This is a genomic window from Martelella endophytica, assembly GCF_000960975.1.
Classification (GTDB): domain Bacteria; phylum Pseudomonadota; class Alphaproteobacteria; order Rhizobiales; family Rhizobiaceae; genus Martelella; species Martelella endophytica.
Map to the genome: position 1 here is coordinate 3,212,028 of NZ_CP010803.1, position 23,051 is coordinate 3,235,078.

The following is a 23,051-nucleotide window of genomic DNA, read 5'->3' on the forward strand; positions in this document are numbered from 1 at the left end:
CGCGCCGAGCCACTAACCGTCCTCCTGATGCAACAAAATGGTCAAACCCAACGCCGCCGCTACTATCACTGGAATCCAGGCTGCCAAGAGGGGCGACAGGACACCGCTGCTACCAAACGCTTTTACAAGCACGCTCGTCACATAAAGCAGAAAGCCGGAGAGGATTCCACCCAAAATAACGATGGGAGATTGTGCGAAGCGTGAAAATTTTAGACAGACCGTGGCTGCGATCAGGGTCATGGCCACCAGCAATAAAGGCAATGAAAGCAAATAATTGTACTGGGTTTCGAGCGCTTTTGTCGAAACGCCGAATTGACGGGCGTCAGAGATGCGGTCCTTGAGATCGTAGATGCTGACGAGGTCCGGCTGGACAAGGTGCTGCTGGACGAATTCCTCGTCCAGATTGGTCTTCACCCGGACTTCGGCGGAATGTGTGGAAAGCTCGCCCAGCCGGGTCTCGGTCACGTCGTGCAGGGTCCACCAGCCATCCGAAAGCGTGGCGGTCTTGGCGTCCTGACGCTTTTCGATTCGGCCCTGATCGTTGAAATAGATCACCACCGCGCCGATCAGTTCCGAACCGTTCTCGGCAATGCCGCGGCCACCGATGATCGTGTCCTGGCCGTCGGTGATCTGGCGCAGCCAGGGAATCGTGTCGGTATTGCCGCCAGCCATCGCCTGCAGGCCGAGCGCCTTGGTCTGGCTCCAGGAAGCAAGCGGGTTGAGTGCGAAAACGGCGGCAAGACCCAGCAGGAAGGAGCCGAAGACGAAGGGCAGCATGAACTGCCAGACGGAAATGCCGGCCGCGCGGGTCACCACCAGTTCATGACGCCGGTTAAGCGCGATCAGTGCCACCATGCCGGCGAAGAGCGCGATGAAGGGAACGGTCTGCTGCAGGATATAGGGCAGGCGCAGTGCCGTGATGATGAGCGCGTCACCGATATTCTGGCCTGCTTCCGCCGTGACGTTGCCCGCGACTTCGCTGAAGTCGATCAGGTAAATGATCGCCACAATGCCGAACAGGAACCAGCCAACCGTGACGATATAGCGTGCCAGAAAATAGCGGCCGAGGGTCGAGAAGATCATGCCGCGCCTCCGTTGCCCGACGGGCTGCGCCGGAAGAGGGCGAGGAGCCTGGAGCCGAGACGACCGATCGGGCCTGAAGCCGTTCGTGCCCGCCTCGGTTTGAGCAGCAGCCACAATCCGCCGAAGAGTGTCAGGAACGTGAACCCGTAAGCGACGTAAACGAAGATCGGATCGACCTCGGACTGGTTGATGCTGAAATGGCCGAAGAGACGCAATGCCAGCGTCAGGGTGAAGGCGCTTGCCATCGGAGGAATGCGCCGTTCGCGATGCGATCGCGCATCACCGACGATGACGAGGGTGAATACGGCGTAGATGAAGGGGAGCGTCCATTCATTCAGGCGGCGTGTCAGTTCGGCTCGGTAAGCTGCTGGATTTTTTAGGTAATCAGGGTCATCTTTAGGTGGGTTGAGCAGGAAGGCGAGGCTGCGGTCGCTGGCTCTCCGGCTGGTCTGGCCCTTGTCTGCTGTCAGCTCCGAGAGGTCGAAGCTGTAGGAATCGAACTGAACGATCGAGACCTCGCCCTCGGCATTTTCGCGCTGAACCTGGCCGTCCTTCATGATCAACTGGCTGCCGCTCTGATCGACGGCGCCCTCGGTCGCATAATAGATGTACGAGTTGTCCGGCTCGCGGTAATCGGCGACGAACAGGCCCTTCAGAACGCGGCCGGAAAGCCGCTCAGATATCTGGATGTAGAGGCCGTCCTCGATCTCGCGGAAGGTCTTCTCCTCGATCACCGTCGATAGCAGGTCGGCATAGACCGAGGCGATCAGCGAGCGTGCCTCGGCGCGGGATTTCGGTTCGATATAGTTCTCGAGCACGAAGGAAAAGGCGCAGAGCACGATGGCGAAGAGCAAGATAGGCCGATAGATCACGGATCGGCGGGCGCCGGCGGCATCGATCACCGCGAGCTCCGAATCATTGTTCATCGACGTCAGTGTCTGTGACGCACCGAGCACGATGCCGAAGGGCAGCACCGTTGGAATGACCGTCGGTAGAATCAGCGTCGCGAGCTTCAGGAACGACATGATCGACTGGCCGCTGTCTGTGACGAGGTCGACCCGGCCAAGCACCTGCGTCAGCCACAGGATCGCCAGCACCGGCAACAGTGTCGCCAGGAACATCCGCACGGTGCGGTTCAGTATGTAGCGTTCCAGTATCGTCATGGTTCGGTCTTCCACGGGGCCGCGCGCCAGCTGGCTAGCGGTGAATCGCGGTCAAATCAGGGTCCTTTGTTGCCGAGAATGCGTTGGATGAGCATGCCCCCGTGTGAAAGCATACAACGTGCCGACAAAGATGACGACAGATGAGAGCCACGCGAGGATGACATCGGACAGATAGTGGCCTCCATAGGCGAGCCGCATCACCGGCGAAATGAGCGAAATCGCGATCAGTACCGGCATCAGAAGCGTTGTATAGCGCGGCGGCAGCAGGAAGAGGGCGTAGCAGAACAGCCAGCCGGCGCCCGCGGCCTCTCCGGAAATGAAGGAACAGTTGGATACGCAGGCACCGGAAAAGTCGCCGACGGGCCTGAAGTCGAGCAACCCGCCGAACACGTCTGTATTTCGCGGCCGGGGACGGTCGGAAACCTCCTTCAGAAACACGTTGACGAGCAGCACGGGCCCGAGCAACAGCGAAACGATGCCAGCCTTCAGCCGCGCCGAGAGGGCAGCGTCATAGGTCTTGCCGTGCTCAGACCAGACGAGAATCAGGCGGTAGATCAAAGAAACGCCCAGAACGACCGGCAGCCAGAAGAAGAAGTCGCGCAGCGGCCCGAGCGAAACATTGAACGCGATTGGAAAATGTCCGCACACCTTGCCGGCCGGCGCGTCGACGTTGCATCCGGTGGTGATGAAGAAAGCGCGCGAGGCGGCAATATCGAGGCCGGGAAACAGATAGAAGATGGCGAGAATCACCCACCAAAGCGCAAACAGAAGCAGAAACGCCGCCTTGAGCGGCGGCATCGTCCGGAATCGGGTGCCGATTCTGGGAAGCCGTGGATGCGGTTTCGGGCTTGGCAATATGGCGTTTCCGGCTTCAGATACTTCCCGATGCAGGCCTTCACACCGGTTTCAGTTTTGTCGTTTTAAGTGATATGGGGATAGGGTCAACCGTTCTTGCGGAGTTGCGTTAACAAGCCGTAGCCATCCGCGTCTGCCATCGCGGCGATTTATCCTTTCAGACTTCGGAGCAGTCACATGAAATTCTCGATTTCCTTTACCGGTCAGGTTGAGCCGACGGGCAAGACGGCCATTGCGCTGACGCTGTTGGATGGCGTTCCGGCGGGCCTCGATGCGCTCGGCGAAGTCCGCGACACACTGTCACGGGCGGGCGAGACGGCCGGTTTCAAGGGCAAGCTGCTTTCGACGCTCGATGTGATTGCACCTTCCGCCAGCAGCGCCGACCGTATCCATCTCATCGGGCTCGGCGAAAGCAACAGCCTGAATGCGCACGTCTGGCTTCGTGCCGGCGGCCGGGCCGCGGCGCTTGTCGGCCGCGCCAGGAAGATTGCCGTCTACCTCGATGCGCCGGGCAGCACGCCCGATGGCGACAATGCTGCCGATTTCGCGCTCGGCATGATTCTCGGCGGTTACAGCTTCGACCGTTTCAAGACGAAGGGGCGCGAGGATGATGGGGAGGAGAGCGAGGTCGCCGTCGAGATCGCCACCAAAGACCCCAAAGCGGCCGAAACGGCTTTTGCTGCGCGCAAGGCCATCGCCGATGGCGTCGTGCTGGCCCGCGATCTCGTCAACCTTCCGGCAAACCTCCTCGGTCCGCAGGAATTCGCCGAGAAGGCGCTCGAACTTCAAGGTCTCGGCGCCAAGGTCGAGCTGCTCGACCGGGAGAAGATGGAAAAACTCGGCATGGGTGCGCTGCTTGGCGTCGCGCAGGGCTCTGTCCGCCCGCCCTATCTCGCCGTCATCGAATGGAACGGCAGCGAGAGCAAGGAGCCGCCGATCGCCTTCGTGGGCAAGGGCGTTTGCTTCGACACGGGCGGGATCTCGATCAAGCCCGCGGCCTCGATGGAAGACATGAAGGGTGACATGGGTGGTGCCGCTGCTGTCATCGGGCTGATGCATGCGCTCGCCGCCCGCAAGGCGAAGGTGAATGCCGTCGGCATTCTCGGTCTCGTCGAGAACATGCCGGACGGAAATGCCCAGCGTCCCGGCGACATCGTCACGTCGATGTCCGGACAGACGATCGAGGTCATCAACACCGATGCCGAGGGTCGGCTCGTGCTGGCCGATGCGCTCTGGTATTGCAAGGAGACCTTCAAGCCGCGCTTCATGGTCAATCTCGCCACGCTCACCGGCGCCGTGATGGTCGCGCTTGGCGCCTATCACGCCGGTCTCTTCAGCAATGATGACGAGCTTGCGGCCGAACTCAGCGATGCCGGCGAGACGACCGCGGAAAAGGTCTGGCGCCTGCCGCTTTCGGAGGACTACGACAAGATGGTCGACAGCCGCTTTGCCGACATGCGCAACACTGGCGGCTCGCGCTTTGCCGGCTCGATCACGGCGGCGCAGTTCCTGAAGCGCTTCGTTGGCGACACACCCTGGGCTCACCTCGATATCGCCGGCACGGCCATGGGTGCGCCGAAGACCGAGCTTTCGCGCGGCTGGGCCTCCGGCTTCGGTGTCAGGCTCCTGAACGAGCTCGTGCGCGCGCATTATGAGGACCGGGACTGAGTGGGGATGACAGAAGTTCTCTTCTATCACCTGACGGAATCACTGCGGGAGGCGGCGCTGCCGCCTCTCGTCGAGAAAAGCCTGGAGCGTGGCTGGCGGGTTGCCATCCAGACTGCAAGCGAGGCCGAGCGCGACCGGCTGGACGAACTGCTCTGGACGTTCCGGGCCGACAGTTTCGTGCCCCACGGTCTCGACAGCGAAGACGGTGCTGAGCGCCAACCAGTGCTGCTGACGGCAACGGAGGCAAGCCCGAACGGGGCCGATATCCGCTTCTTCGTCGAAGGGGCCGAGGTCAGCAATGTCTCGGATTACAAGCGCGTGGTGGTCATGTTCGATGGCCATGATGTCGACGAACTGACCAGAGCGCGAGGCCAGTGGAAGGCATTGCGCGGCGGTGATCATCAGCTCACCTATTGGCAGCAGGGCAGCGACGGGCGCTGGCAGAAAAAGGCGTAAGGCCTCCCGGCTGCTGGCAAATCCAAAGCTTCTGAGATTGTCACTCCCCGCCACAGGGGGATGCTCGTCCTCGATCCGAGCATCCAGGCGGATCAACCGATGGATTTCCCTGAGTTTTATTGCGGGCGCTGGCCGTGCTGCCTGGATCCTCGTGTCAAGCACGAGGATGACTCCGAGTTTAGGAAGGGGGTGTCAGCAGATTAAAGGCGAAAAACGACTTTTGTTTCAATCGTTTCTTAGCTTATTTTAAGGAACGCTATCAGCCGTCGTTGGCCGAGTTCAGGTCCTCCGGGCGGATGCCGTCGCAGGGATCGATCGAGTGTTTCAGCCGCACACCCGGGCCGCCGCCGCTTTCGCCGTCCTCAATGAAGGCGACGCCTTCCTTTTCGAACCAGGCTTCGAGCGCCTCGATCACCTGGAAATCGCGTTCGGCCGCATCGGTTTCTGCAGCCTGCAGTGCTGCGATATCAAGGCCGGCGAGGGCCGCCAGATGATCGTCTGTGAAGCCGAGGAGAGCGCGGGCGGCGCGAATCTGGCGGGCTGAAATCATGGTTGCTGGGCCTCCTGGCGTTGATGGGCAATCATATCACGTTCAATGTGCGAAATCTGCGGCAGGTTCCCTGCCGTTCACCGAAATCTGCTGTTCTCAGCGCCGATTGACCGGCGGTCCGGCCATCCATTTGATGATGAACATGGCGGGAACGATCCACAGCACGCCGGTGAAGGTGAAATAGAGCAGCGCAGCCCACCAAGGCCGGTTGTCGAGGATGAGGGTTGCGAGGATGGTGGCCGTCAGTGCATAGACGATGACCAGGCTGACGATGGCTATCGTCCCGATAAATTTGCGCAATCTGACTGGCACTGCGACAATTCCCCCCTTATGAAGAAGTCCAGATTATGCGGTAGCATGCCGCGTGTGAAGCCCGCCGGCCGGCGGGTCCCCGGAATTCGGCGCGGCGGATCGGCCGGGATGGATGGAGTGTGACGTATGGCTTTCGGTAGATCCCCTGCATGGACGGAGAAGGAGCAGCGCTTGAATGCCGCTCTCGTTCGCAACTGGCTCTATTTCGTGGTGCTGGTGCTGTTCTGTCTTGTGCTGGTGGGCGGCGCAACGCGGCTGACCCATTCCGGCCTGTCGATCACCCAGTGGAAGCCGCTGCACGGCGTTATCCCGCCGCTCAATCTTGCCCAGTGGCAGGAGGAGTTCGAACTCTACAAGCGCATCCCTGAATATCAGTTGCTGAACAAGGGGATGACGCTCTCCGAATTCCAGGGGCTGTTCTGGTGGGAGTGGGCGCACCGGCTTCTGGCGCGCACCGTCGGGCTGATCTTCGCCGTGCCGCTTTGCTATTTCTGGCTCTCCGGCCGGCTTTCCAAGGGCCTTGGCTGGCCGCTACTGGGCGTGCTGGCGCTTGGCGGCCTGCAGGGGTTCATCGGCTGGTGGATGGTATCCTCGGGCCTTTCCGACCGCACAGACGTCAGCCAGTACCGGCTCGCCGTCCATCTCATCATGGCCTGTCTGATCATCGCCTCATCGGTCTATATCGGCCGGGGCCTGAAGCCGCGACGACATGAGGATGCGCCGACGGCGGTCTCGCATGCGCTGGCGGTGTTGCTTATCCTGGCTGCCTTCGTGCAGATCTATCTCGGTGCGCTCGTCGCCGGGCTCGATGCCGGCCTCTCTTACAACACCTGGCCGCTGATGGACGGCGCTCTGGTGCCGAATGACCTGTTGCTGCAGCAACCGGCATGGCTCAATTTCTTCGAGAATCCCAAGACCGTGCAGTTTGCCCATCGCTGCGGTGGCTATGTGCTGCTGTTGATCGCGCTGGCGCACTATCTCGTCGAGTGGCGGGGTGCGGTGTCTCGTGGGCTGGACCTGGAGCTGTCGCAGCACGCCCGTGGCGCGCTGCTGATCCTGATCGCGATTCTGCTGCAGGCGGTGCTCGGCATCATCACGCTGGTCACGCAGATGCCGCTCGGCCTGGCGCTTGCACACCAGGCCGGTGCGATCATCGTTCTTATCCTCGTCACCGGCCATTTGCGCGGCTATCGCCCGCCTATGATCGAGGTCGACTAAGCCTCAGCCGAATCGATAGGCCGAGTAGGGCTTGCCACGGAAATTGCCGCGGAAGATCTGCTGGCCGGTATCGGCGCCGGCCGCGCCGGCCGCGGCGAAGACCGGAACAAGGTGGTCATGGTCGGGCACGTGGCAGGCCAGTGCGTCCGGATTTTCGGTCCAGGTCGCAAGTCGGGCGTTGCGCTGCGCCGGGTCCTCGATCGCGAGTGCTTCCTTCAGCCACGCATCGAAACGGGTCGCCGCTGCGGCATGCTCGGGATCCTCGCGGTAGAACATCCGCATATTGTGGTAGGACAATCCCGATGCGACGATCAGAATATCTTCGTCGCGCAGGGACTGCAGGGCCTCACCGATGCGGAAATGGGTTTCGGCAGAGAGATCCGGATCGAGCGACATCATCGCGATCGGCACGTCGGCATCCGGATACATCATCATGAACGGGATGAAGACGCCGTGGTCGAAACCGCGCTCGGAATCGCTCTTCGTCTCGATGCCTGCCTTCGCCACCACGTCCCGCACATGTTCGCCAACCTCCGGAGCGCCCGGGGCGGGGTAGGAGAGTTCGAACGTATGCTTGGGAAAACCGTAATAGTCGAAGAGCATGCCCGGATGGGCCGCCGTCGATACGGTCAGCTGATCGACCTTCTCCCAATGAGCGGAAATGACCAACACAGCCTTCGGCCGGCGGCCGAGCGCCTTGTCGAAGCCCTTGAGGAAGACTTCGAGTTCCTTCCACGGATCGTTGTCCGGAAGGATGCCCTCCGGACCATGCATGAACGGCCAGGGGCCGCCCCCATGGGGGATGAAGAAGACCGGAAGTCGCGATTGCGTCGACATGGCTGAAACCTCGCTCATTTGCTTGGCTTCAATATAGACACGCTCAACCGGACGCGCGACGGCGCAACCGGTCGACGGATTGTTCACCGTTTGCGTTCAAGGCGGAAGCTCAGGCGGAGAGCATCAGATCCATGTTCTGTACCGCGGCACCCGATGCACCCTTGCCGAGATTGTCGAGCTGCGCCACGAGATTGACGTGGCGGCCGTTGCCGAAGACGAAGAGCTTCATGATGTCCTGGCCGGCGAGCTCTTCGGCGTTGACGCGCGGGAGTGCTGCGCTGGACGCGAGCGGCACGACCTGAACGATGTCCTGACCAGCATAGAAATCGGCAAGCGCAGCGTGGATGGTTTCCTGCGTCTGGCTGCCGCTGAGGTCATCGAGATAGAGCGGCACCTGGACCAGCATGCCCTGGGCGAAGCGTCCGACGGAGGGCGAGAAGATCGGCGGCCGCGGCAGCAGGCCGTGGGTCGTCATCTCCGGCACGTGCTTGTGCTCGAGGCTGAGGCCGTAGAGGAAATGCGGCGCGTCGATATGGTCCTCGCGGCCCTCATCCTCCATCTGCGCAATCAGGTTCTTGCCGCCGCCGGTATAGCCGGAGACGGCATTGATCGTCACCGGATAGTCGTCGGGAATGATGCCTGCTGCCCGCAGCGGCCGGATCAGGCTGATGGCGCCGGTCGGATAGCAGCCGGGATTGGCGACATAGCGGGCGGAGCGGATGCGACCGGCCTGCGCCTTGTCCATCTCAGCAAAGCCGTAGGCCCAGTCGGGGTCGACGCGGTAGGCCGTGGAGGTGTCGATGATGCGCACGCCGTTATTGCCGGCAAGCATGGTGACGGCTTCCTTCGAGGCAGCATCGGGCAGGCAGAGGATTGCGATATCGGCGCTGTTGAGTAGGTCTTCCCGCATCTGCGGATTGCGCCGTTCCTCATGCGGGATCGACAGCAATTCGACATCGCGGCGGCTTTCCATGCGACTGCGGATCTGCAGCCCGGTTGTGCCGTGTTCGCCGTCGATGAAGATCTTCGCTGCCATGGTCTCGTCCTTCGGATGGGTGGATGAGGGTCTATATAGTTCGATCGGAGTTTGCCCGCAATCGTTCGATGGACCAGGCGGCAATCGTAGCGGCACGAAGGATCGAAGTCTCGCGCGGTAGGTGACCGAGCTGTGATTCTGACAAGTTTGTCGAAAGTATAAATTTCGAATTATTGTTGTTTAGCTTTAAAAATAAAAAGTAAATAACATGCAAAACGAAATAATAATCGATAAATTTATGAGTAATATTTACAGCAGTGATCATCCGTATTTATATGATCGGGGTAAGCTATTGTTAGTTATCGGGCGAGCCATGGTGGTTCGCTCAGAGATGCTGCGGGGCAAGTGGTCTTCGATCCGCTGGCCTTATCACGGAGGCGCATATGAAATTCGGTGGCAAGCCTTTTCGAGCGGGGGCGACAAAACGTTTCGGTTTGATCGAGCGATGTGTGGTCGTTTTGTCGGCTACGGCGCTCAGCGTGGCCGTCGCTGTCCAGGCAGAGTCCGCCTCTCTGTTTCAGGTCGGCGAAAGTTCCGGCCAGGAAGGCGTCGCAGCACCAGAAGACTACCCGCTCCCCGAGCTCTATTGGAATGGCGGAGCTACGAACCCGGCGGACGGTGTCGTTTGGGGCGGTGACGGAATATGGAACAACACGCTCGCGAACTGGACCGATGAGAATGCAAGGAACGCATGGCCGTGGCCGGGCGGATCGACAAGAGCCGTTTTTTCGAACCATCGTGGCACCGTAACTGTGGTTGGGCCTATCGAGGTTCAGAATATCGAGTTTCGAAGCGATTATGAGATCAAGGGCGATGCCACGACCGCAGGTACGCTGATGTTACCTCTTGGTCGCTCGGCTTCGATCAAAAGCCTGGAAGATGTCGATCCAACTATCTATGCGAACATTGCGACCCAGGGCGGTTCAGGTCGCTTCCCGATAGCTGGCAGGCTTCTGATCGAGGGATGGGTATCCTTTGTCGGAGACAAAGAGTATCTCGGCGGTACATCCCTGAAGCAATACAGCGGTCTTTTCCTCGGTGAGCATGGGATTGGCATGGGGTCCGTAAAGGGCGAAATCGAATTCCTGATGGATCACGAATCGCAAGGCGATGTTACGCATACGATTTCGGTCTACTCCGAGCTTGAGCAGGAATTCACCAATACGCTCTTCGGTCCGTCGAACGGAGCCGAGCTCATTTTCAATTGCCGCCTCAGTCCGTATCAGTCTGTTCGCCCTGTCATATATGTAACCGCGAACAATGCGTCGTTTTCGGGGAACTCCGAAATCGGCGATTGCGCCCTCGATGTCAGTGGCGCGCTGGGCGGATCCATAAAAACCGAGGGGAACGGATTGAGCGAAATCAGAGGGGCCGGAACGATCGGGAGTGTCGGCAAAGGAGCATCGCTGATCTCCACGACGATCAAGCCGGGTGTCGCCGGCGGAGCGCCCGGTCGCCTGACATTTGCCGGAAATCTCTCGCTCACGAACAGCGACGATGCCGCAACGTCATCGACCTTCGAATTCAACCTCACCAGCCCCGACGGTGCCAATGACAGTGTTGCGGTTGCCGGCCGGTTGAGCCTCGACAAGACCGTTTATGTGCGGATCTCGGGGGTCGGACGCGGCACAGGCTTTGCTCCGGGAACCTATGTCTTGATGACCTTTGGCTCGCAGCGTGGCCTCGATAACCTGCAATTGGTGCCGCCTGCGGACAGCGCGACCGTCCATTATGACCTCATCAAGGATCCGATGCGTGGTGAGGTGAGATTGAAAGTCGGCAACTAGGCAAACGGCCAATGCCTCCAAGCGGCATGGGCCTTGCATTTTCACCAGAAAGCAGGAGGGAGTGATGAGGATTGCCCAATATCATGTCAGAGCGTTTGTCCATCTCCTGAGGTGCGGCCTTTATGCGAAGCGCGCGATCGTGTCAGCATCGATAGCAAGTCTTGTGGCTGGGGGCTGTGTTCACGCAGAGACTGTCGTCTCGCAGGCGTTTGGCGTCGAGAAGCTCTACTGGAACGGCGGCGCGTCGGACCCAGCAGGCGGCAGCATCGTTGGTGGCAGCGGCGTATGGAACACAGTGGATGCCGTTTGGGCCGATGAAAGCGGGCGCAACGCCTCGCCTTGGCCAGGCGGTCCGACAGTTGCCGTTTTTTCGGCCGCGGCCGGTCATGTGAGCGTGCCATCAGTGATTTCTGTGCAGAACATCGAAATCGAAAGTGGCTATACGCTCGAAACCAGTCGCGGCACTGCGGGCACGCTGAGCTTTCCCATCGGCCGGCAAGCGTCGATCAACGTGACAAACGCCAACGCTTTTCCGACGATCAGCGTCAACATGCAGACCGAGCAGGGGCTGGGCGGGCGAATACCACTGCTGGAGGGCGGCCTGAAAATCAACGGCCGGGTGCTCTTTGTTGGCGAAAAGACCTATTTAGGCACGACATCGCTGATGCCCGGAAGCCAGCTCTCACTTGGACAAGTGGGTTTTGGGGAGGCATCTGTCGCGGGAGATATCGAGTTTCTTGCCGGTGATGGAAGCCAGCAGGTGCTTGAGGTCTACACCGAACAGCGGAGAAATCTGGACAACCGGCTTACGGGCGAAGACACGCGTAACGTAAAACTGAATTTCGTTTGCGGAGAAACTTACACAAACGCAGCCAAGCCGGAAGCGACCATCGATGCATCAGTGGATAACTCAGACTTCGGCGGTCAGACCAACATCAGTGATTGCGCACTCAGGGTCATGGGGAAACTTGGCGGCTCACTGAGAACGAACTCCAGTGGTCTATCCGAAATCAGGGGGACGGGCGTCATCGGCGGAGCCAATACAGTCGCGAAGCTTTTTGCCACAGTGGTCAGGCCGGGGGCCGGTCCCGAAGAGATTGGCACGCTGCATTTTGGAGGCGACGTCGAAACCTTCGATGGGACGGCCGATGCAACAACCAAATTCCATTTTAAGCTTTTCGACGACATGACGGGAGATCACGACATGATCGAAGTGCCAGGAGCGCTTCGTGTCAATGGCGATCTCCACATCTCGTTTTCCGACCCGGATGGCCGTCACCGTGAGTACATGGAGGGTGACTATGATCTGGTGAGCTACGGTCGCTATGGAGGCACGGGGCAGCTCGTGCTCGATGCGCCCTCGGGCACCAATTTCACTTATGCGATCGAAAATGACGCACTGCGCAGGAAGATCGTGCTCCACATCGTCGAGAACGCACAATAGCCTGCGGCCCGTCAAGAGATCGCGGGCGTGCATTTTTCCCGGTTTGGCAGGCAACAGACGCCTCGGGGCTTCGTCCTCCGAAAGGTGATTTGGCACAGACCTGACGCATTGAGCCTCGCCCTTCCGCCCGTCCTGCGGGCGGAAGGGGGGATTGGTTTCAGTGCTTCACGTCGCGGAACACCATTTCCGGAAGGCTGCCGACGGCCGGATAGAGCGGGATGAGGCAGGCCTGGAGGGCGTGGTAGATGTCGCCCTTTCCGGCAAACAGCGTCGTCTGCGGTACCAGGTCTTCAGAAAGCTCCTCGTGCCAGCCGCCCTTTTCGTGGTCGAGCAGGTGGTTGGCGATGAAGCTCCACTGCTTGCGATAGGCATACATGTGCATGTCCTGACCGAAATGGGCGGTGAGGAAGTGGGTGGCGCCGATGCCTTCGGCGTGCGGCCACCAGAGCTTGGAGCGGTTCTTCGGTTGGTTGTTCCAATCGAGCGTATAGAAGAAGCCGCGCTTCTCATAATCCCAACCAAGCTTGAAGGCCGAGATGAACAGCTCATGCGCTGCCTTGGGCATCCAGGAGTGCGAACGGCCGGTCAGTGTGTGCAGCTGGAGAAGCAGGCGGGTCCATTCGAGCCAGTGGCCGGGCGTGGTGCCGGAGGGGCGGAACATCTCGTTGCCGGAATAATTGTAGTCGACCTTCCAGTCCTCGGTGAAATGTTCTGCAACGCGATAGCCGCATTCCGTCGCGTGCTTCTTGATGATCATCTCGGCGATACGCTTGGCCTTGCTCAGGTATTCTGGGTTGCCCGTAACCTCGTAGGCCTCCATCAGCGCTTCGGTCATGTGCATGTTGCAGTTCTGGCCGCGATAGCCGGGCACCGGCGTCCAGTCGGTCTCGAATTCTTCGGCGACGGTCCCGTACTCTTCCTCCCAGAAGTACTTGTCGATGACGTCAGTGACGTCCGCAATCATCTGGTCGGCGAGCGGATGGCCCGCAAACTTGGCGGAGGAGGCTGCAAGCAGCACGAAGGCGTGTCCATAGGCCTGCTTGGTCGGCTCGCCGAGCGGGCCGTTATTGTCGACCTGCCAGAAGTAGCCGCCTTTCTCTTTGTCGCGGTGGTGCTCCCACAGATAGTTCATGCCGTGATCCATGAGATCGTCGCAACCCGGCCGGCCGAGAAGGTGGCCGATCGCCATGCAGTGGATCATGCGTGCCGTGGTGTGGATGCCGCGCACCGGGTTGTCGCCGCCGAGCGGATTGCCGTCCTTGTCGAATTCATAAAAGCCGCCAGCGGGATTGATCGAGCGGTACTGGAAGTAATCGAAAAGGTTGTTGGCCTGCTGCCACAGCCATTCACGGTGGTATGGACGCTTGATCCAGCGCGGCGGCGCGACGAGTGTGTTGATCTTCGGCTTCATGGCATATCCTCCCCTGGTGGCGGCCGGGCCGCAGGGCCGCGGTCACTGCCGTATGATTTGAGAGCGCGAGCGCGCGGTGCCGGATTCGGCGGGCTTTGCGTGATTGTTCAGCCGATTAACCTATATCGCGACAAGGCCATGATCTCAATTCTGATTTGCATCAGCCTTGATCATGCGCAATGAATGCGGCCCAAGTTGCCCTGAGCTTGAGGATGTCGCGACAACCGACCTCTCGTATCATATATTGACATAAAGATATCTTTATGTGATTTGCAGGGCTTCAATTCTGGAGATGATGATGTTTGACGAACTGTTCGGGGAAGAAGCACCGAAGCGCGATGGCAAGGAGATCCGCGCCGCGCTGACGAAGGCCGCGCGTGAGCGCATTCTGATCCTCGACGGCGCCATGGGCACGCAGATCCAGGGGCTCGGCTTCGACGAGGACCATTTTCGCGGCGACCGTTTCATCGGCTGTGCCTGTCATCAGCAGGGCAACAACGACCTTCTGATCCTGTCTCAGCCGAAGGCGGTGGAGGACATCCACTTTGCCTATGCGATGGCCGGCGCCGATATCATCGAGACCAACACCTTTTCCGGCACGCGCATCGCGCAGGCCGACTATCAGATGGAGAACATCGTCTACGACCTCAACCGCGACGGTGCCCGCGTGGCGCGCCGCGCGGCGCTGAGGGCGGAGAAGGAAGATGGCCGCCGTCGGTTCGTGGCCGGTGCCGTGGGTCCGACAAACCGCACGGCGTCGATCTCGCCGGACGTGAACAATCCCGGCTATCGTGCTGTTACTTTTGATCAATTGCGCGACGCTTATCGCGAGCAGATCAACGGGCTCATCGATGGTGGCTCCGATCTCATCCTGATCGAGACGATCTTCGACACGCTGAATGCCAAGGCCGCCGTCTTCGCTGCGCGTCAGGCTTTCCGCGAGAAGGGCATCGAGCTGCCGCTGATGATTTCCGGCACGATCACCGACCTTTCCGGCCGGACGCTGTCGGGCCAGACGCCGACGGCGTTCTGGAACTCGATCTCGCATGCGAACCCGTTCACCATTGGTCTCAATTGCGCGCTTGGCGCCGATGCGATGCTGCCGCATCTGCAGGAACTCTCCGGTGCTGCGGACACGTTCATTTGCGCCTATCCGAATGCCGGCCTGCCGAACGAATTCGGCGCCTATGACCAGGATGCCGAGCAGATGGCCGAGCTCATCCGGCCGTTCGCGGCCCAGGGGCTGGTCAACATCGTCGGCGGCTGCTGCGGCTCGACGCCGGAGCACATTTCCGAGATCAGCAGGGTCGTGGGTGAATATGAGCCCCGCGACGTGCCGGAGCACCGTTCGGTCATGTCGCTCTCGGGCCTCGAGCCGTTCACGTTGACGAAGGACATTCCCTTCGTCAACGTCGGCGAACGCACCAACGTCACGGGCTCGGCCAAGTTCCGCAAGCTGATCACCAATGCCGATTATGCCGCGGCGCTCGATGTCGCGCGCGATCAGGTGGAGGCCGGCGCGCAGATCATCGACATCAACATGGACGAGGGGCTGATCGACTCGCAGAAGGCGATGGTCGAGTATTTGAACCTGCTCGCCGCCGAACCGGATATCTCTCGCGTGCCGCTGATGATCGATTCCTCGAAGTGGGAGATCATCGAGGCCGGTCTGAAGTGCACCCAGGGCAAGGCGCTGGTGAACTCGATCTCGCTGAAGGAAGGCGAAGAGCAGTTCATCGAGAAGGCGCAGCTGATCCGCGACTATGGTGCTGCCACTGTCGTGATGGCCTTCGACGAAACCGGCCAGGCCGATACCTATGAGCGCAAGGTCGAAATCTGCTCCCGTGCCTACAAGATTCTCACGGAGAAGGTCGGCTTTCCGCCGGAAGACATTGTTTTCGATCCGAATATCTTTGCTGTCGCGACCGGGATCGAGGAGCACAACAATTACGGTGTCGACTTCATCGAGGCGACGAAGACGATCCGCGAGAGACTGCCTTACGCGCATATCTCGGGTGGTGTCTCGAACCTCTCCTTCTCCTTCCGCGGCAACGAGCCTGTGCGTCAGGCCATGCATGCCGTGTTCCTCTACCACGCCATTCAGGCGGGCATGGACATGGGCATCGTCAATGCCGGCCAGCTGATCGTCTATGAGACCATCGATCCGGAACTGCGCGAGGCCTGCGAGGACGTGGTGCTGAACCGCCGCGATGACGCGACCGAGCGGCTGCTCGAGATTGCCGAGCGCTTCCGGGGCACCGGCAAGACCGAGGAGCGCAAGCAGGATCTCGCCTGGCGCGAATGGCCGGTCGAGAAGCGGCTGGAGCATGCGCTGGTGAACGGCATCACCGAATATATCGAGGCTGATGTCGAAGAAGCGCGTCAGGCTGCGGCGCGGCCGCTGCACGTTATCGAAGGGCCGCTGATGGCCGGCATGAACGTCGTTGGCGATCTCTTCGGCGCCGGCAAGATGTTCCTGCCGCAGGTGGTCAAGTCCGCTCGCGTGATGAAGCAGGGTGTCGCGGTGCTGCTGCCCTACATGGAAGAGGAAAAGCGCCTCAGCGGCGCGGAAGCTGCCGGCTCCAACGGCAAGATCATCATGGCCACCGTGAAGGGCGACGTGCACGATATCGGCAAGAACATCGTCGGCGTCGTGCTGGCCTGCAACAATTACGAGATCATCGACCTCGGCGTGATGGTGCCGTCGGAAAAGATCCTGGCGGCGGCGAAGGAGCACAAGGCGGATATCATCGGGCTTTCCGGCCTGATCACGCCGTCGCTCGACGAGATGGTCCATGTCGCCGCCGAAATGGAGCGCCAGGGCTTCGATATTCCGCTGCTGATCGGTGGGGCGACCACCAGCCGCACACACACGGCGGTGAAGATCCACCCGGCCTATGAGAAGGGCCAGGCGATCTACGTTACCGATGCCAGCCGCGCCGTCGGCGTCGTCAGCAATCTGCTGACGCCCGAGGCCAAGGACGGCTATGTCGCCGGTATCCGCGAGGAATACGTCAAGGTTGCCGATGCGCATCGCCGAGCGGAAGCCGCAAAGAACCGCCTGCCGCTGCCGGCCGCCCGCGCCAACGGGGTCAAGGTCGACTGGTCGGCCTATGAGCCGCACCGTCCTTCCTTCCTCGGCACGAAGGTGTTCGAGGACTATGACCTTGCGGAGCTCGCAAACTACATCGACTGGACGCCGTTCTTCCAGACCTGGGAGCTGAAGGGACGCTATCCCAACATTCTCGACGACGAGAAGCAGGGCGAGACCGCCCGCCAGCTCTTTGCCGATGCCCAGGCGATGCTAGAGAAGATCATCGACGAGAAGTGGTTCCGCCCGCGCGCGGTCATCGGCTTCTGGCCGGCGAACGCCGTCGGCGACGATATCCGCCTGTTCGCCGACGAGAACCGCAAGGACGCGTGCGCAACCTTCTTCACGCTGCGCCAGCAGCTGTCCAAGCGTGGCGATCGTCCGAATGTCGCGCTGTCGGATTTCGTCGCGCCCGAGGATACGGGCAAGGGCGATTATGTCGGCGGCTTCGTCGTTACGGCCGGCATCGAGGAGATCGCGATTGCAGAGCGTTTCGAGCGCGCCAATGACGATTATTCGTCGATCATGGTCAAGGCGCTCGCCGACCGCTTCGCCGAGGCCTTTGCCGAACGCATGCATGAGCGCGTGCGCCGCGAATTCTGGGGCTACGCGCCGAACGAGAATTTTTCCAATGCCGAACTCGTGGGCGAGGCCTATGGCGGTATCCGTCCTGCACCCGGCTATCCGGCGCAGCCGGACCACACCGAGAAGAAGACGCTGTTCGAGCTGCTGGACGCCACCAACGCGACCGGCGTCGAGCTGACGGAGAGCTATGCGATGTGGCCGGGCTCGTCGGTTTCCGGCATCTATATCGGCCACCCGGACAGCTATTACTTCGGCGTTGCGAAGGTCGAGCGCGATCAGGTCGAAGACTATGCCCGCCGCAAGGGCATGGATGTCGGGGAGGTCGAGCGCTGGCTCGGCCCGGTTCTGAACTACATTCCCGGCAATGACGAAAAGGTCGATGACGCCGCCTGAGCGGCGTCATCGACCTTCCAGAAAGTCGTCAGTAGCAGTGGGCTTACAGCGATATCTGCGTCTCAGGCGGCACTGGCCTTCATTCTCGCCAAAGCCTCTTCGTCAAGGCGGGTCGCGCGCTTGAGGGCGGGGCGGTCGGAGACGCGGTCGGCATAGGCCTCGAAAACCGGGCGTTTTTCGATGGCGCCGGAATTGAAGCACCAGATCAGCTGGGAGCTGAAATAGATGTCGGCGGCGCGGAAGTGCTCCCCACAGATATAAGGCCTGCCGGTCAGCACCTCTTCCAGAGTTTCCGCCACATCTTCGGCCCGGCCGTATCCCATCATGCCCTGGCGCTTCGGCGGGACCTCGAAGCCCAGCTCCTTGTTGGTGACGAGCTCCTCGAGCGGACCGGCGGCGAAGAACATCCACCGATAACAATCGGCTCTTTCGCCCGGCGTCGGAGCAAGTCCTGCTTGCGGGAAGGTCTCGGCCAGATAGGTGCAGATAGCGGCGACTTCGGTGACAATCGCCTCGCCGTGGCGGATGGCTGGCACCTTTCCCATGCGGTTGATCGCAAGATAATCCGGCGCCTTCATCGCGCTGCCGTATGCCAGGAGATGCGTTTCGTATGGAACGCCAGTTTCCTCAAGCATCCAGCGGATGATGCAACCACGCGACTGCGGGTTGGTGTAAAAGTGCAAGTCCTCCATCGGGCATCCCCTCCCATCGACTTTTGCGCTTTCCGGCTTACTCCCGCTTCCACGAGGCGGCAAGATCGCAGGCGGCTGGAGCCGGTGCATTGCAGCGTTTTGCGCGCAAATGTCGCAGCACCGGCAGCCTCTACGCGCTCACGCCCGATGCGGCTGCGTCATCATCCAGCTCGTTGGCGCGGATAAAGGCAGGGCGAGGGCTCAGCCGGTCGGCATAGGCGCGGAATGACGGTCGGTCCTCCACCGTCCCGAACTGCACGCCCCACAGGATCTGCGAGCCGACATAGACGTCGGCGGCGGTAAAGGCTTCGCCGGCAATGTAGGAGCTTTCCGACAGGTGCCTGTCGAGTGTCTTCATGACATGAGCGAAATTGCCGTAGCCGATGGACCGCTCCCGCTCCGGAGGCACGGCGAGGCCGAGCGCACGGTTGCTGACCGAGGCCTCCAGAGGGCCGGCGCCGAAGAAGAGCCAGCGATAATAGGCGGCGCGCTCCGCCGGCGGCGGCGCGAGCCCGGCGTCTGGAAACGCATCGGCGAGATAGGCGCAGATCGCCGCGCATTCGGTGATGACTTTGCCGTCGTGGACGATGGTCGGCACCTTGCCCATGGGATTAATCGCCAGATAGGCCGGTTCCTTCATCGTGCCGTTATAGGTGAGGATGTGGGTCTCGTAGTCCGCCCCCACTTCCTCCAGCATCCAGCGTGCCATCCGTCCGCGCGATTGCGGGTTGGTATAAAACTCTATCCTGCTCACGATGTGCCTCCATTTGTTCTTTTTATGTTCCAATTATTATCGCGGCAAAGCGCGTTGGTAAAGGGCAAAGAGCGGCGCGCTGACCAACAAAAAACCCGGCCCAATGGCCGGGTTTCGTATTCTCACTCGTTAAGCCTGGCTCAGGCAGCCATGGCGTTCTTGAGGTTCTCGTCGATCTTGTCGAGGAAGGCGGTGGTCGACAGCCACGGCTGGTCGGGGCCGATCAGCAGCGCCAGGTCCTTCGTCATGTGGCCGCTCTCGACGGTGTCGATGCAGACCTTTTCCAGAGTCGCGGCAAAGGTCGCGAGTTCTGAATTGTCGTCGAGCTTGGCGCGGTGGGCGAGGCCACGGGTCCAGGCGAAGATCGAGGCGATCGAGTTGGTCGAGGTTTCCTGACCCTTCTGGTGCTGGCGGTAGTGGCGGGTCACCGTGCCGTGCGCGGCTTCGGCTTCCACGACGCTGCCATCCGGCGTCATCAGAACCGAGGTCATCAGGCCGAGCGAGCCGAAGCCCTGGGCAACGATGTCGGACTGGACGTCGCCGTCATAGTTCTTGCAGGCCCAGACATAACCGCCGGACCACTTCAGCGAGGCAGCGACCATGTCGTCGATCAGGCGGTGCTCGTACCAGATCTTCTTGGCTTCGTACTTGTCCTTGAACTCGGCGTCGAAGACTTCCTGGAACAGATCCTTGAAGCGGCCATCATAGGCCTTCAGGATCGTGTTCTTGGTCGACAGGTAGCAGGGAACGCCACGGCCGAGAGCATAGTTGAACGAGGCGCGGGCGAAGTCGCGGATCGAATCGTCGAGGTTATACATCGCCATGGCAACGCCGGAGGAGGGGGCGTCGAAGACTTCGTGCTCGATTTCCTGGCCGTCCTCGCCGACGAACTTGATCGTCAGCTTGCCCTTGCCCGGGAAGCGGAAGTCGGTGGCGCGGTACTGGTCGCCGAAGGCGTGACGGCCGACGATGATCGGCTGGGTCCAGCCGGGAACGAGGCGCGGCACGTTCTGCATGATGATCGGCTCACGGAAGATCACGCCGCCGAGGATGTTGCGGATCGTGCCGTTCGGCGAGCGCCACATCTTCTTCAGCGAGAATTCCTCGACGCGGGCCTCGTCCGGGGTGATCGTCGCGCACTTGATGCCGACGCCGTGCTTCTTGATGGCGTTGGCGGCATCGACCGTCACCTGGTCGTCGGTGGCATCGCGGTTCTGCACCGAGAGGTCGTAGTATTCGATCGGCAGATCGAGATACGGCAGGATGAGCTTGTCCTTGATGAGCTGCCAGATGATGCGCGTCATTTCATCGCCGTCGAGATCGACAACCGGATTTGCCACCTTGATCTTCGTCATGCTTCTTCCTCGTCTGTCGGGCGCCGCGGTCGACACCCCGTGTTGCAATGGGTCCCGAGCGCTATAGCATCGCACCGGCAGCGAAAAAAGGCATTCCCGCGGGAAACTGCACGAAAAGTCAAAGCCATGCGGATTGATGGCGGGCAAGTTCCGAAGAGGGCCTGCGACAACCTTCCTCCTAACCTTCGAAAACAATTGTTATACAGAAAACTTTTGTTATGATGGCGTCCTGCAACGGAGCCAACCATGTCCGAACTGAGCGAGACCGAAACAGCCCTCCTGCATCTCATCCGCGAAAATCCGTTTGCCGGCCAGCAGCAGATGGCCGACCAACTCGGCCTGTCGCGCTCTGCCGTCGCCGCCCACGTGGTGAAGCTGACGGAGCGGGGCTATATTCTCGGGCGCGGTTATGTGCTGCCCGGCGAAGACCGGATCGTGGCGCTTGGCGGCGCCGTCATCGATCGCAAATATGTTGCGCGGGCGCCGTTGATTGCCGGTACCTCCAACCCGGTGGAAGGCATGCGCAGCTTCGGTGGCGTCGCCCGCAACGTCGCCGAAAACCTGGCGATGCTGGGCGCCAGCGTCGGCTTCGTTTCGGTGGTCGGCGCTGATGAAAGCGGTCGCGACCTGACGCGCCATATGCGCGAACGCGGCGTCGACGTATCGAATGTGCTGTCGCTTGCCGATGAGCGCACCGCCGAATATGCCGCCATTCTCGAACCCACCGGCGACCTTGCCTACGGGATCGCCGACATGGCGATCTTTGACCGGCTGACACCGGAGCTCCTGGAAAATGCAGGACCCGCGCTTGCGGCCGCCCGGCTCGTCTTCGGAGATTGCAACCTGCCGGCTGAAGCGCTGGCGGCGCTGATCGAGCGTCGCCGCGCCGGCCGTTTCGACCTAGCGATCGATGCGGTCTCGACGCCCAAGGTCCGGCGTCTGCCGCAAGACCTCGAAGGGGTTGATCTGCTGTTCCTCAATCTCGATGAGGCGTCGGCTTTTCTCGGAGAGACATTCTCCCGCGATGTCGGCAGCATGCGCGCGGCGGCGCTGCGGCTGAATGCGGCCGGGGCGGGCGCGGTGATCCTCACTTGCGGTACAAGCGGCGTCGTCGTCGCCACTCACGGCTCAGCCTTCAGCCTGCCCGTCGTTGTCGCCCAGCCGGTGGACATGACCGGGGCCGGCGACGCGATGATTGCCGGCACGCTTTATTACTATCTGCAGAATGCCGACCTCAGGGAGGCGGTGCGGCGGGGTGGGCTCATCGGCTCGCTGACCACCGAGACGCCTGCGAGCGTTCACCCGGCGCTTTCGGCCCGCTTCGTCGAGGCCAACCTGCACCGGCTCGAAACCGTTTCAAACCATGGAGACACCCTTGTCTGATATCGAAATCATCCTCAGTGCCGAGGTCAGGGAGGCGCTTGCCGCCGGCCGTCCGGTGGTCGCATTGGAATCGACCATCATCACCCACGGCATGCCCTATCCAGCCAACCTCGAAACTGCGCTCGGCGTCGAGGCCGTTGTCCGCGAAAATGGAGCCGTGCCCGCGACTATTGCCGTCATAGACGGCAAGCTGCATGCAGGACTCGACCCCGCCGTGATCGAGCGGCTGGCAAAGGTCGAGGATGGTGTCGTCAAGGCATCGGGACGCGACCTTGCTGTTGCCATGGTCAAGGGACAGACGGCGGGCACGACCGTTTCCGCGACAATGAAGATTGCGGCGCTCGCCGGCATTCCGGTCTTCGCCACCGGTGGTGTCGGTGGCGTTCATCGCGGCGCCGCGCAGACCTTCGACATCTCCGCCGACCTGATCGAACTCGGCCGCACGCCGGTCACTGTCATCTGCGCCGGGGTGAAGTCGATCCTCGATATCCCGAAGACGCTTGAATATCTGGAGACCCAGCGGGTTCCGGTGATCGCCTATCAGAGCGATGACTTTCCGGCCTTCTTCACCCGTTCCAGCGGCTATCCGGCCGATCACCGCCTCGACAGTGCCGAGGCACTCGCCGAGACGATCCTCACCCATCACAGGCTCGATACCGGCACGGGCATCCTCGTCGCCAACCCCGTGCCGGAAGCCGATGCGCTGACGCATGCCTTCATCGACGACACGATCGAGGCCGCGCTGCGCGAGGCGGACGAGAGGGGAATCACCCGCAAGGAACTGACGCCGTTCCTGCTTGGCCGCATCAACGAGCTCTCCGATGGCAACAGCCTTCGCGCCAATATTGCATTGGTCAAGAACAACGCCGCCCTCGCGGCCAGAATTGCCGTTGCAATGGCCTCGGCGGCCTGAAGCGGCCCGAAGCGGATTGCATCCGTCGGCGAGGCGGCGTTAGGTTCGGGCCAAACAGGGAGCCC

19 protein-coding genes are annotated in these 23,051 nt (G+C 61.0%); 8 read left to right on the forward strand and 11 right to left on the reverse strand.

What is annotated here, in order from left to right; translation table 11 throughout:
* Positions 1–12: 12 nt before the first annotated feature.
* Genes lptG through TM49_RS14690 form a run of 3 tightly spaced genes read right to left on the reverse strand, consistent with a single transcriptional unit; the run spans position 13 to position 3,044 of the window.
* Positions 13–1,083: an LPS export ABC transporter permease LptG gene (gene lptG / locus TM49_RS14680; protein WP_045682348.1), complete on the reverse strand. Its 1,071-nt coding sequence runs from the start codon at positions 1,081–1,083 to the stop codon at positions 13–15.
* Entirely contained in the window at positions 1,080–2,246 is a 1,167-nt protein-coding gene (locus TM49_RS14685) for an LptF/LptG family permease (RefSeq protein ID WP_045685279.1), read from the reverse strand. The genes lptG and TM49_RS14685 overlap by 4 nt, the downstream gene beginning before the upstream one ends.
* A gap of 51 nt (positions 2,247–2,297) precedes the next feature.
* Positions 2,298–3,044 carry a phosphatase PAP2 family protein gene (locus tag TM49_RS14690; protein WP_045682350.1) on the reverse strand — a complete coding sequence of 249 codons (747 nt, stop codon included), beginning with the start codon at positions 3,042–3,044 and terminating at the stop codon, positions 2,298–2,300.
* 234 nt (positions 3,045–3,278) lie between these two features.
* On the opposite strand from TM49_RS14690, the gene TM49_RS14695 reads away from it, so the two are divergent.
* Positions 3,279–4,769: a leucyl aminopeptidase gene (locus TM49_RS14695; RefSeq protein WP_045682352.1), complete on the forward strand. Its 1,491-nt coding sequence runs from the start codon at positions 3,279–3,281 to the stop codon at positions 4,767–4,769.
* 6 nt (positions 4,770–4,775) lie between these two features.
* Positions 4,776–5,225, forward strand: a complete 450-nt coding sequence (locus TM49_RS14700; RefSeq protein WP_045682354.1) for a DNA polymerase III subunit chi — start codon at positions 4,776–4,778, stop codon at positions 5,223–5,225.
* A gap of 259 nt (positions 5,226–5,484) precedes the next feature.
* Here TM49_RS14700 and TM49_RS14705 read toward each other — a convergent pair whose 3' ends face one another.
* Both TM49_RS14705 and TM49_RS14710 read right to left on the reverse strand, forming a co-directional pair.
* Positions 5,485–5,775: a hypothetical protein gene (locus tag TM49_RS14705; protein ID WP_045682357.1), complete on the reverse strand. Its 291-nt coding sequence runs from the start codon at positions 5,773–5,775 to the stop codon at positions 5,485–5,487.
* Between the two features lie 96 nt (positions 5,776–5,871).
* Positions 5,872–6,087 (reverse strand): DUF2842 domain-containing protein, encoded by a 216-nt coding sequence (locus tag TM49_RS14710; protein ID WP_045682359.1) that lies wholly within the window; start codon positions 6,085–6,087, stop codon positions 5,872–5,874.
* A 126-nt stretch (positions 6,088–6,213) separates the two neighbouring features.
* On the opposite strand from TM49_RS14710, the gene TM49_RS14715 reads away from it, so the two are divergent.
* Entirely contained in the window at positions 6,214–7,305 is a 1,092-nt protein-coding gene (locus TM49_RS14715) for a COX15/CtaA family protein (protein ID WP_045682361.1), read from the forward strand.
* 3 nt (positions 7,306–7,308) lie between these two features.
* Here the strand turns inward: TM49_RS14715 and TM49_RS14720 are convergent, their stop codons facing one another.
* Positions 7,309–8,160: a DODA-type extradiol aromatic ring-opening family dioxygenase gene (locus TM49_RS14720; protein WP_244464732.1), complete on the reverse strand. Its 852-nt coding sequence runs from the start codon at positions 8,158–8,160 to the stop codon at positions 7,309–7,311.
* Between the two features lie 91 nt (positions 8,161–8,251).
* On the reverse strand, positions 8,252–9,178 hold the full coding sequence (gene argC, locus TM49_RS14725; RefSeq protein WP_045682362.1) for an N-acetyl-gamma-glutamyl-phosphate reductase: 927 nt from the start codon (positions 9,176–9,178) through the stop codon (positions 8,252–8,254).
* Positions 9,179–9,561: 383 nt separating this feature from the next.
* On the opposite strand from argC, the gene TM49_RS14730 reads away from it, so the two are divergent.
* On the forward strand, positions 9,562–10,965 hold the full coding sequence (locus TM49_RS14730) for a hypothetical protein (protein ID WP_144409573.1): 1,404 nt from the start codon (positions 9,562–9,564) through the stop codon (positions 10,963–10,965).
* 64 nt (positions 10,966–11,029) lie between these two features.
* Positions 11,030–12,409 carry a hypothetical protein gene (locus tag TM49_RS14735; RefSeq protein WP_045682366.1) on the forward strand — a complete coding sequence of 460 codons (1,380 nt, stop codon included), beginning with the start codon at positions 11,030–11,032 and terminating at the stop codon, positions 12,407–12,409.
* Between the two features lie 157 nt (positions 12,410–12,566).
* Here the strand turns inward: TM49_RS14735 and TM49_RS14740 are convergent, their stop codons facing one another.
* Positions 12,567–13,820 carry an AGE family epimerase/isomerase gene (locus TM49_RS14740; protein ID WP_045682368.1) on the reverse strand — a complete coding sequence of 418 codons (1,254 nt, stop codon included), beginning with the start codon at positions 13,818–13,820 and terminating at the stop codon, positions 12,567–12,569.
* 298 nt (positions 13,821–14,118) lie between these two features.
* On the opposite strand from TM49_RS14740, the gene metH reads away from it, so the two are divergent.
* Positions 14,119–17,889 carry a methionine synthase gene (metH, locus tag TM49_RS14745; RefSeq protein ID WP_045685281.1) on the forward strand — a complete coding sequence of 1,257 codons (3,771 nt, stop codon included), beginning with the start codon at positions 14,119–14,121 and terminating at the stop codon, positions 17,887–17,889.
* 62 nt (positions 17,890–17,951) lie between these two features.
* Here the strand turns inward: metH and TM49_RS14750 are convergent, their stop codons facing one another.
* From TM49_RS14750 to TM49_RS14760, 3 genes are all read right to left on the reverse strand, one after another.
* Positions 17,952–18,581 carry a glutathione S-transferase family protein gene (locus TM49_RS14750; RefSeq protein ID WP_045682369.1) on the reverse strand — a complete coding sequence of 210 codons (630 nt, stop codon included), beginning with the start codon at positions 18,579–18,581 and terminating at the stop codon, positions 17,952–17,954.
* A gap of 130 nt (positions 18,582–18,711) precedes the next feature.
* Positions 18,712–19,338, reverse strand: a complete 627-nt coding sequence (locus TM49_RS14755; RefSeq protein ID WP_144409693.1) for a glutathione S-transferase family protein — start codon at positions 19,336–19,338, stop codon at positions 18,712–18,714.
* 137 nt (positions 19,339–19,475) lie between these two features.
* Positions 19,476–20,690 carry an NADP-dependent isocitrate dehydrogenase gene (locus TM49_RS14760; RefSeq protein WP_045682372.1) on the reverse strand — a complete coding sequence of 405 codons (1,215 nt, stop codon included), beginning with the start codon at positions 20,688–20,690 and terminating at the stop codon, positions 19,476–19,478.
* 246 nt (positions 20,691–20,936) lie between these two features.
* Here TM49_RS14760 and TM49_RS14765 point away from each other — a divergent pair, with 246 nt between their 5' ends.
* Together TM49_RS14765 and TM49_RS14770 are read left to right on the forward strand one after the other, a co-directional pair.
* Positions 20,937–22,073 (forward strand): carbohydrate kinase, encoded by a 1,137-nt coding sequence (locus tag TM49_RS14765; protein WP_045682374.1) that lies wholly within the window; start codon positions 20,937–20,939, stop codon positions 22,071–22,073.
* Positions 22,054–22,986, forward strand: a complete 933-nt coding sequence (locus TM49_RS14770) for a pseudouridine-5'-phosphate glycosidase (protein ID WP_169749069.1) — start codon at positions 22,054–22,056, stop codon at positions 22,984–22,986. Before TM49_RS14765 ends, TM49_RS14770 begins: the two co-directional genes overlap by 20 nt.
* The last annotated feature ends 65 nt before the right edge of the window (positions 22,987–23,051 follow it).